This window comes from Blastomonas sp. AAP25 (assembly GCF_001295965.1).
Taxonomy (GTDB): domain Bacteria; phylum Pseudomonadota; class Alphaproteobacteria; order Sphingomonadales; family Sphingomonadaceae; genus Blastomonas; species Blastomonas fulva.
Genome location: NZ_LJHP01000034.1, coordinates 67,476 through 75,734 on the forward strand (window position 1 = coordinate 67,476; position 8,259 = coordinate 75,734).

Sequence of the window (8,259 nt, forward strand, 5' to 3'; positions counted from 1 at the left end):
CACGCGCGGATGGCGGGAACTGGGTGGGAAGCGGACATTTGAACGTCAGCGTCGTCTATTCCACGGCTGCTTGCGTTCCCGAAACCATAGGACGCCTCGCCAAAGAAATATCAGAGACCAAGGTATGATCCAAAGCGCGACATAGGTCGCCAAGACACCCGTAGGGGAACCCAGCCACATCAGGAGCAGCAGAGGTCCTAATACGATGAGCCAATAGATGTTTGTTCTGTATGGGAACCCATCAAGAACCCAATCTACCCACCTGATGAGCTTTCCGCGCTCAAGCTTAGAAAGTGCAGAAGAGACGATCATTAATGAGAGTTAGCACTTGCGTGCCAACGTCCACAATGGGGTCGCTTGCAGAACGGAAGGTTTTTTCTGCGCCCCCTCAAACGCCGCCACCCCCTCCGCTCAGCCTGAGCTTGTCGAAGGCCTCGCTATACGGCCAGCGTTGGCGCGGGTCCTTCGATTTCGCGGGCTCACGCCCGCGGCTCAGGATGAGCGGGGGTGGTTGGGCTCATAGTTCGAGGCTGGGTTAGCGAGCCATCCGTCCACTGCTCATGTGGCCCTTCCTCCACTTCCCGTTTGCCTGCCGAGGCAGGCATCCATCTCCTGCCCTGGCAGCCAGCGCAGCGGTGGGGAGATGGGCCCCTGCCTTCGCAGGGGACCCGGTGGGGTGGCGATGGTCGCTGATCGGAGAGCGGAGAACAATAGCCAATCAGCGCGCGTTCCCCTCCCTGCAAGGGAGGGGTTAGGGGTGGGTCGAGCGCCAGCGAGCCGGTGTTGCACTGACCCTCTGCGGTTGCTGACCCACCCCAGCCCCTCCCTTGCAGGGAGGGGAGCAGGTATCGTCAGCGCATCAGCCGCTGCTCTGTGAGGTCAGCTCAATGCACCCAGGCAAACAGCGCCGCAGCGCCTGCGCCAGCGCCGATGATCAACGCCGCCAGATGGCTCCAGAAGCCGCCGCCGGCACCAGCCACGCGCACCTTCCTGTCCCAGATCAGCGGGATGTGCGGGACAGGCGGTGGTTCGGGCGCGCCGCCCTTTTTGGGGACCTGTTCTTCCAGACGCCGCACCAGATCGGGCAGCCGCAACAATGTCGCGACATCGGTGTTGATCCGGTCGGCGAGCAACGTCTCGGGGCCGAGTTCACCGCGGATCCAGTCGCGCACATAAGGCGCTGCGACATCCCACATGTTGATATTGGGATCGAGCTGGGTCGCGACGCCCTCGACCATCACCATCGTCTTTTGCAGCAGCAGCAGATGCGGCTGGGTCTTCATGTCGAAATCGCGCGTGATCGCAAACAGCCCGTCGAGCATCTGGCCGACCGAAAGCTCACTCACCGGCTTGCCGCGCATCGGCTCGCCGACAGCGCGCAGCGCGGTCGCGAACTCGTCGACATTGTGATAGCTCGGCACGTACTGCGCCTCGAAGTGGATTTCTGCGACGCGGCGGTAGTTGCCAGTCGTCAGGCCGTAGAGAATTTCCGCCAGCCAGAACCGCGCCTGCCGGTTGATCCGTCCCATGATGCCGAAATCGATCGCGACGATGGTCGAATCGGGTGCGACGAACAGGTTGCCCTGGTGCATGTCGGCATGGAAGAAGCCGCCCGCGATCGCCTGGCGCAGGAAGGCGAGAACCAGCCGCCGCGCGAGATCGGGCAGGTCATGCCCGGCAGCGATCAGCGCCTCGCGGTTCGAGATCTTGATGCCGTCGATCCATTCGAGCGTCATCACGGTGCCGCAGGTGCGGTCCCAGTCGATCTCGGGCACGCGGTAGCCCGGGTGGCCGTCCATCGCGCTGGCGAGTTCCGATGCGCTCGCCGCCTCGCGGCGCAGATCGAGTTCGCGCATCGTCCAGCGCTTGAAGTTGGCGATGGTGAGCTGCGGCCGCAGCCGGGTCGCCTCCCCGCCCAGAGCTTCCAGATGTGCGGCAGCCCATTCGTACGTCTCGATATCGCGCGCGAAGTTCTTGCGCACGCCGGGGCGCAGCACCTTGATCGCGACATCGCGGCCTTCGATGGTGGTGCCGCGATGCACCTGCGCGATCGAGGCGGCGCCGACGGGCACCGGATCGACATGGGCAAAGAAGCGCTCGAGCGGGCCGCCCAGCCCCAGTTCGATCTCGGCGCGGATTTCCGCGAACGGCACCGGCGGCAGGCTGTCCTGCAGGCTGAGCAGATTGATCGCGGCCTCTTCGCCCACCAGATCGGGGCGGGTGGCGAGCGTCTGGCCCAGCTTGATCGCCGCAGGACCGATCGCACGGAAGGCACCGGCATAATCGGGGGTCTTGGGCACGCTCGCCCCCAGCCGCGCGATGCGGAACAGGCGGCGGACCTCGGGCGGGGTCTGCGGTGCGGCCTCCAGCCCCTTGAGCGCGCCATGACGCGCAAGGATACGGCCCCATTTGAGGAGCCGGAAGATATGCGTACGCGGGGCGGTCATGCGCGGATGCCGAACCCCCGGCCGCGCCGAATCACGCCTTCCACCCGCTATGGATCGCCACTGCGCCGCCCAGGATCAGCTCGACCTTGGTTGATACAAACCCGGCGTCCTTGATCATCTGCTCGAACACCGGCGGTTTGGGAAAGCGGCGGATCGATTCGGCCAGATAGCGATAGCTGTCGGCATCGCCCGCAATCATCTGGCCCAGCCGCGGCATCAGATGGTGCGAATAGGCGTCGTAAACCTCGCCGAACACGGGCCATTGGGTCGACGAGAATTCGAGGCAATAGAACCTGCCGCCATAGCGCAGCACGCGGTGCGCCTCGGCCAGCGCCTTGTCGATATGCGTGACATTGCGGATGCCGAACGCGATCGTATAGGCGTTGAAGCTGCGGTCGGGGAACTTGAGGCTTTCCGCATCCTGGCACGACCAGACAAGCCGGTCCTCGCCGCGTTCGACCGCGCGGTCGATGCCGACATCGAGCATGTCCTGATTGATATCCGCGACCGTGACATTGGCGCCCGACTTGACCATGCGGAAGGCGATGTCGCCGGTGCCGCCCGCCATGTCGAGAATGTCCTCGCCGGCGCGCGGCTTGACCCGGCGCACGAAGCGGTCCTTCCAGAGGCGATGCATGCCGCCCGACATCGCATCGTTCATGATGTCATATTTGGCAGCCACACTCGAAAAGATGCCGCCAACCCGTCCCGCCTTTTCAGCCGGGTCGATATCCTGATAGCCAAAGGGCACTGTCTCGCTCATGGCCCTGCATGTAAGCATCTTTGTGCCAAGCGCAAAGCCTGATAACGGGCCTTTTTATGCCGGAGCTTCCCGAAGTCGAAACCACCGTGCGCGGGCTTGCGGCCGTGCTGCAGGACGTGCGCCTGACGAGTGTCGTCGCGCGCCGCGCAGACCTGCGCCGCGCCTTCCCGGTCGATCTGGGCCAGCGGATGACCGGCGCGCGGATCATCAGCCTGGGCCGCCGCGCCAAATACGGGCTGATAGAAACCGACCGCGGCGACAGCATGATCTTTCACCTCGGCATGTCGGGGCGCTGGCGAATCGATCCCGATGACATCGGCACGCACGACCACCTCGTGATGCACACCGATTCGGGTCACGTCCTCTCGCTGTTCGATCCGCGCCGGTTCGGGTCGGTAGATCTGGTCGAGACAGCCGCGATCGCCAGTTTCCCGAGCTTTGCCGCGATGGGCCCCGAGCCGCTGGGCGACGATTTCACCCCCGCTTATCTGCGCGAGCGGCTCAAGGGCCGCGCCTCGCCGATCAAAGCGATGCTGCTCGACCAGCGAATCGTTGCGGGCCTGGGCAACATCTATGTCTGCGAGGCACTCAACATGGCGAGAATCTCTCCGCTGCGCGCTGCCGGGCAAATTGGTCCTGCCAAGCTCAAGCCTTTGGTCGCGGCGATCAAATCGGTGCTGGTCGATGCCATCGCGGCGGGCGGATCGACCTTGCGCGATTATGCCCGGCCCGATGGCCAATTGGGCTATTTCGCCAAGCAATGGCGGGTTTACGGGCGCGAGGGAGAGGCCTGTCCGTGCGGCGGCACCGTGAAGCGCACCGTCCAGTCGGGACGCTCCACCTTCTGGTGCCCGTCCTGCCAGAAGTAAGGTGGGTTTGCATGACGCCTGCGGCATTCTGGCGTTGACGCGCCAGACGATAATCGCTAACGGCAGCGGCTTCAAAGCGCGGGCCTAGCCTTATCGCGGCCCAACGCTTTTACCCAAAATCCACCGATCATGCTGTGATCGCCTGTAAGAAAGACGTGTGAGAACTTATGGCCAATACGCCGCAAGCCAAGAAGCGCATCCGCCGGAACGACCGTCGGGCGATTGTCAACGGCAACCGCATCGGACGCATCCGTACCTTCGTCAAGAAGGTCGAATCGGCTCTGGAAGCAGGCGACAAGGACGCGGCCGCTGCAGCTCTCGCCAGCGCGCAGCCTGAACTGGCCCGCGGCGTTGCCAAGGGCGTGCTGCACAAGAACACCGCATCGCGCAAGTTCTCGCGCCTGACCAAGCGGGTCGCAGCGCTCGGCTGATCCCGGTCTGCTCCGGAGCGGCTGGGCCGCATCCGGAGCCGGTCATTCCGCCACGATATTCCGATTGTCCGCCGTCCTGCCTCGGTCGGCGGATTTTTCGTGCGCGCAGCGCGTGTGCAACGGTATGTAACATGGGCGCCGCTGTGTGACAGAGCGGTCACAAAACCGTCACCTGCGCTTTTGGCAAAGCCGAGCATTTCCCGCGATTCGCAATTGCGCCCCACGCCCGGTTTGCCCTAACCAATTGAAATATATACGTTAATATAGTGAATCGAGCAATATCCAGACGTTAACTGAGTCAAGCGCCTTTATTTCATTTTTTTTACCCGGCCGCTCTTGCTCGACTCGTTTTTTCATCGCTACATCACACTCCAGAGAGCGAGCGCTCGCGCCCGTTCTCCACTGCACCAACGGATGAATCACTAGGGTATCGCAATGCCATCGGCTTTGCGTCCGGGGTGGTTTTGTCCTGGCGCAGGCGAGGGGGCACCGGGTCGGCCAGGGGTTGGTCGGCACACGGTGAAAGCGAAGAAAGACATGGCGGATATTCCCGTCTGTCATTGCGGACGTTGGGGAGGGAGCAAGTTTTGCGTATCAGGGTCGGACTGCCACAGGAACTGACATTCAAGACCTCGCTCGCGGACCGGGAGCTGGCCGTGCGCACCGCCGGTTTCTGGCTGGCACGTACCGGATGGCCCGATTCGAGCCGAGAGACCCTCTCCTAGGGGGGACCGGCAAGGCCGCGACAAGGGCATGTGGACCCTTGGCTCCGGCCCACCCAAGCAGTTCCCCGAATGATCCCGGCGCGCGAGCGATTTTGCTCCGCCGGTGTGTTGTCAGCGATGACCAAGAACCAAGAAGTGGCAGTTACAGGCATGATCGAACTCAACGATTCGAACGGCGCGGCAGATTGGGCGGCGGACTGGAACGAAATCAGTGAAGGATTGCGCAAGGACCTGGGCGCACAGATCCACACCCAGTGGATCCGCCCCATCCGCCCCGGAAGCTTCGAGCCTGGCTCCGGCATGCTCAACCTGCATCTGCCATCCGAATTTTCTGCCAACTGGGTGCGTGAACGCTTTGCCGACCGGCTGGCGCTGGCCTGGAAGATCGTGCGCCCCGAAGTGCGCAGCGTGACCATCGCGGCTGCCCCGCGCGAGGCCGATCCGGCCCGCCCGCGGACCGCCGTTCCGCAGCAGGCGGCCGCCCCTGCCCCGCGCCCGGCGCTGGCCGATTCGGGCAACCGCATCGCGCTCGATCCCTCGCAGGTCTTTTCCGGTTTCATTACCGGCCAGTCCAACGTGCTGGCGTTCAACGCCGCACAGCGCATGGCCGCGATGGAAAAGCCGCTGTTCAGCCCGCTCTACCTCAAGGCCGCCACCGGCCAGGGCAAAACGCATCTGCTGCACGCCATCGGCAACGCCTTTGCCGAGGTCAATCCGGGCGCGCGTATCTGCTATTGCCCGGCCGAAAAGTTCATGAACGACTTCGTCAGCGCCATCCAGCGCGGCGATTCGATGGCGTTCAAGGCGCGGCTGCGCGGTTTCGACATGCTGCTGGTCGATGACATCCAGTTCATCATCGGCAAGAATTCGACCCAGGAGGAATTCCTCCACACGATCGATGCGATCCTGGGCGGCGGCAAGCGGCTGGTGGTGACATCGGACCGCGCGCCCCAGGCGCTCGACGGCGTCGACCAAAGACTGCTCTCGCGGCTGGCGATGGGCCTGGTCGCGGATATCCAGCCCGCCGATATCGAGCTGCGCCGCGCGATCATCACCGCGCGAATCGAAACGATGCGGATGGGCGAGGTGCCCGAAGAGGTGACCGAGTTCCTCGCGCGCACCATCAGCCGCAATGTCCGCGAGCTGGTCGGCGGGCTCAACAAGCTGATGGCCTATGCCCAGATCACCGGCCAGAAGGTCACGCTGCCACTCGCCGAAGAGCAGCTCTCGGATCTTCTCAGCGCCAACCGCAGGCGGATCACGATCGACGAGATCCAGCGCGCGGTTTGCCAGTTCTACAAGGTCGACCGTTCCGAAATGTCCTCCAAGCGCCGCGCGCGCGCGGTGGTGCGTCCGCGCCAGGTGGCGATGTACCTCGCCAAGGTACTGACCCCGCGCTCGTATCCGGAAATCGGCCGCAAGTTCGGCGGGCGCGATCATTCGACCGTGATCCACGCGGTCCGCCTGATCGAGGACCTGCGCACCCGCGATGCCGATATGGACGGCGACGTCCGCGCATTGCTGCAGCAGCTCGAGAGCTGAGCGCTTCGCCGCATCTCTGAAACATTGGCCATTCCCGCAGTCGCGGGAATCCCGCTATAGCGCCGGTGAAGCGGGATTCCCGCGTTCGCGGGAATGACGAGGACCGGCCCGGCATTTGCGCACCAGCATCAGGATAGTCGCGATCATGCCCCTCACCCCCACCCAGCTTGAGCGCCACGCCCGGCACATCGTGCTGCCCGAGATCGGCGGCGCAGGCGTGGCGAAGCTGTCGGCGGCGCATGTCGTTCTGGTGGGGATGGGCGGGATCGGCTGCCCGGCGCTGCAGTATCTCGCAGGCGCTGGCATCGGCCGGCTGACGCTGATCGACGACGATGTCATCGACCTGTCCAACCTCCAGCGCCAGACGCTGTTCACGCCCGCCGATGTCGGCCGGCCCAAGGCCGAGGTCGCAGCCAGCTGGGTGCGCTCGTTCGATCCGGAACTGAATGCAACCGCAGTGACCGAGCGGATCACGCCCGCCAATGCGGCAGCCTTGCTCGCCGGCGCGGATGTCATCCTCGACGGCACCGACAATTTCGCCACCCGGCTGTTGGTCTCCGACACCGCCACGGCCTTGCAGATCCCGCTGGTCAGCGCCGCGATCGGGCGCTTCCAGGGACAGATCGGTACGTTTCGCGGCTGGCTACCCGATGCGCCGTGCTATCGCTGCTTCGTCGGCGATGCGTTCGATGCCGAGGATTGCGACACCTGCGCCGAGCAGGGCGTATTGGGCGCAATGGTCGGGCTGATCGGCAGTTTCGCTGCGATGGAGGCGGTGCGCGCGGTCACCGGCTTTGGCGAGGACACGCGCGGCAAGCTGCACCTGTTCGACGGATTGAAGCCGCTGTGGCGCACGCTCAAGATCGCCAAGGACCCCGCCTGCACGGCTTGCGGCGATCCTGCCCAGGCGGCATAGTCCAAGCTTCCAACCGGGGGCTCCAACATGACATTGCCGATCACCGCTCTTACCGCCGCGATCTGCGCGATCATGCTGCTCACCACCGCGATCGCCACCGTCGCTGCGCGCTTCCGCACCCAGGCCTCGTTCGGCGATGCCGACGACCAGGGGCTGATCAGTTCCAGCCGCTCGCACGGCAACCTTGCCGAACACGCGCCCTTGTTCGTGATCCTGATCGGGCTGCTGGAGATGGCCAATGCCAGCCACTGGCCGCTGACCGCGCTCGCGGTGCTGTTCCTGGGCGCCCGCGCCGCGCACATCATCGGGCTGCACCAGCCGCATGGTCCAGGCAAGCCGCCCAAGCTGCGCGCGCTGGGTGTGGTGGGCACCTGGATCGCCTATGCCGCCGCGATCGGATGGACGCTGTTTCTGGTGGTGACGGTGAACGGGTAGCAGTTTTCAAATCCTCCCCCAGCTCGCTGGGGGAGGGGGACCGCCCGCGTAGCGGGTGGTGGAGGGGCAGCGGGGTCGCGCCACCTTCACCTGCACACTATCTCGCCCCCCCCCCCCCCCCCCCCCCCCCC

The 8,259-nt window shown here is 64.6% G+C and carries 7 protein-coding genes; 5 read left to right on the forward strand and 2 right to left on the reverse strand.

What is annotated here, in order from left to right; translation table 11 throughout:
• Nucleotides 1-884: 884 nt before the first annotated feature.
• Nucleotides 885-2,447 carry a 2-polyprenylphenol 6-hydroxylase gene (ubiB, locus tag IP68_RS17505; protein ID WP_054136303.1) on the reverse strand — a complete coding sequence of 521 codons (1,563 nt, stop codon included), beginning with the start codon at nt 2,445-2,447 and terminating at the stop codon, nt 885-887.
• Nucleotides 2,448-2,478: 31 nt separating this feature from the next.
• On the reverse strand, nt 2,479-3,210 hold the full coding sequence (locus IP68_RS17510; RefSeq protein WP_054136304.1) for a class I SAM-dependent methyltransferase: 732 nt from the start codon (nt 3,208-3,210) through the stop codon (nt 2,479-2,481).
• A gap of 56 nt (nt 3,211-3,266) precedes the next feature.
• On the opposite strand from IP68_RS17510, the gene mutM reads away from it, so the two are divergent.
• The 5 genes from mutM (at nt 3,267) to IP68_RS17535 (ending at nt 8,128) form a co-directional block, all read left to right on the forward strand.
• Nucleotides 3,267-4,079, forward strand: coding sequence for a bifunctional DNA-formamidopyrimidine glycosylase/DNA-(apurinic or apyrimidinic site) lyase (gene mutM / locus IP68_RS17515; RefSeq protein WP_054136305.1), 813 nt, complete (start codon nt 3,267-3,269; stop codon nt 4,077-4,079).
• A 167-nt stretch (nt 4,080-4,246) separates the two neighbouring features.
• On the forward strand, nt 4,247-4,510 hold the full coding sequence (rpsT, locus tag IP68_RS17520) for a 30S ribosomal protein S20 (RefSeq protein ID WP_054136306.1): 264 nt from the start codon (nt 4,247-4,249) through the stop codon (nt 4,508-4,510).
• 875 nt (nt 4,511-5,385) lie between these two features.
• Nucleotides 5,386-6,777 carry a chromosomal replication initiator protein DnaA gene (gene dnaA, locus IP68_RS17525; protein ID WP_054136315.1) on the forward strand — a complete coding sequence of 464 codons (1,392 nt, stop codon included), beginning with the start codon at nt 5,386-5,388 and terminating at the stop codon, nt 6,775-6,777.
• A 145-nt stretch (nt 6,778-6,922) separates the two neighbouring features.
• Nucleotides 6,923-7,693, forward strand: coding sequence for a HesA/MoeB/ThiF family protein (locus IP68_RS17530; protein ID WP_054136316.1), 771 nt, complete (start codon nt 6,923-6,925; stop codon nt 7,691-7,693).
• Between the two features lie 27 nt (nt 7,694-7,720).
• Nucleotides 7,721-8,128: an MAPEG family protein gene (locus IP68_RS17535; RefSeq protein WP_054136307.1), complete on the forward strand. Its 408-nt coding sequence runs from the start codon at nt 7,721-7,723 to the stop codon at nt 8,126-8,128.
• Nucleotides 8,129-8,259: the final 131 nt, after the last annotated feature.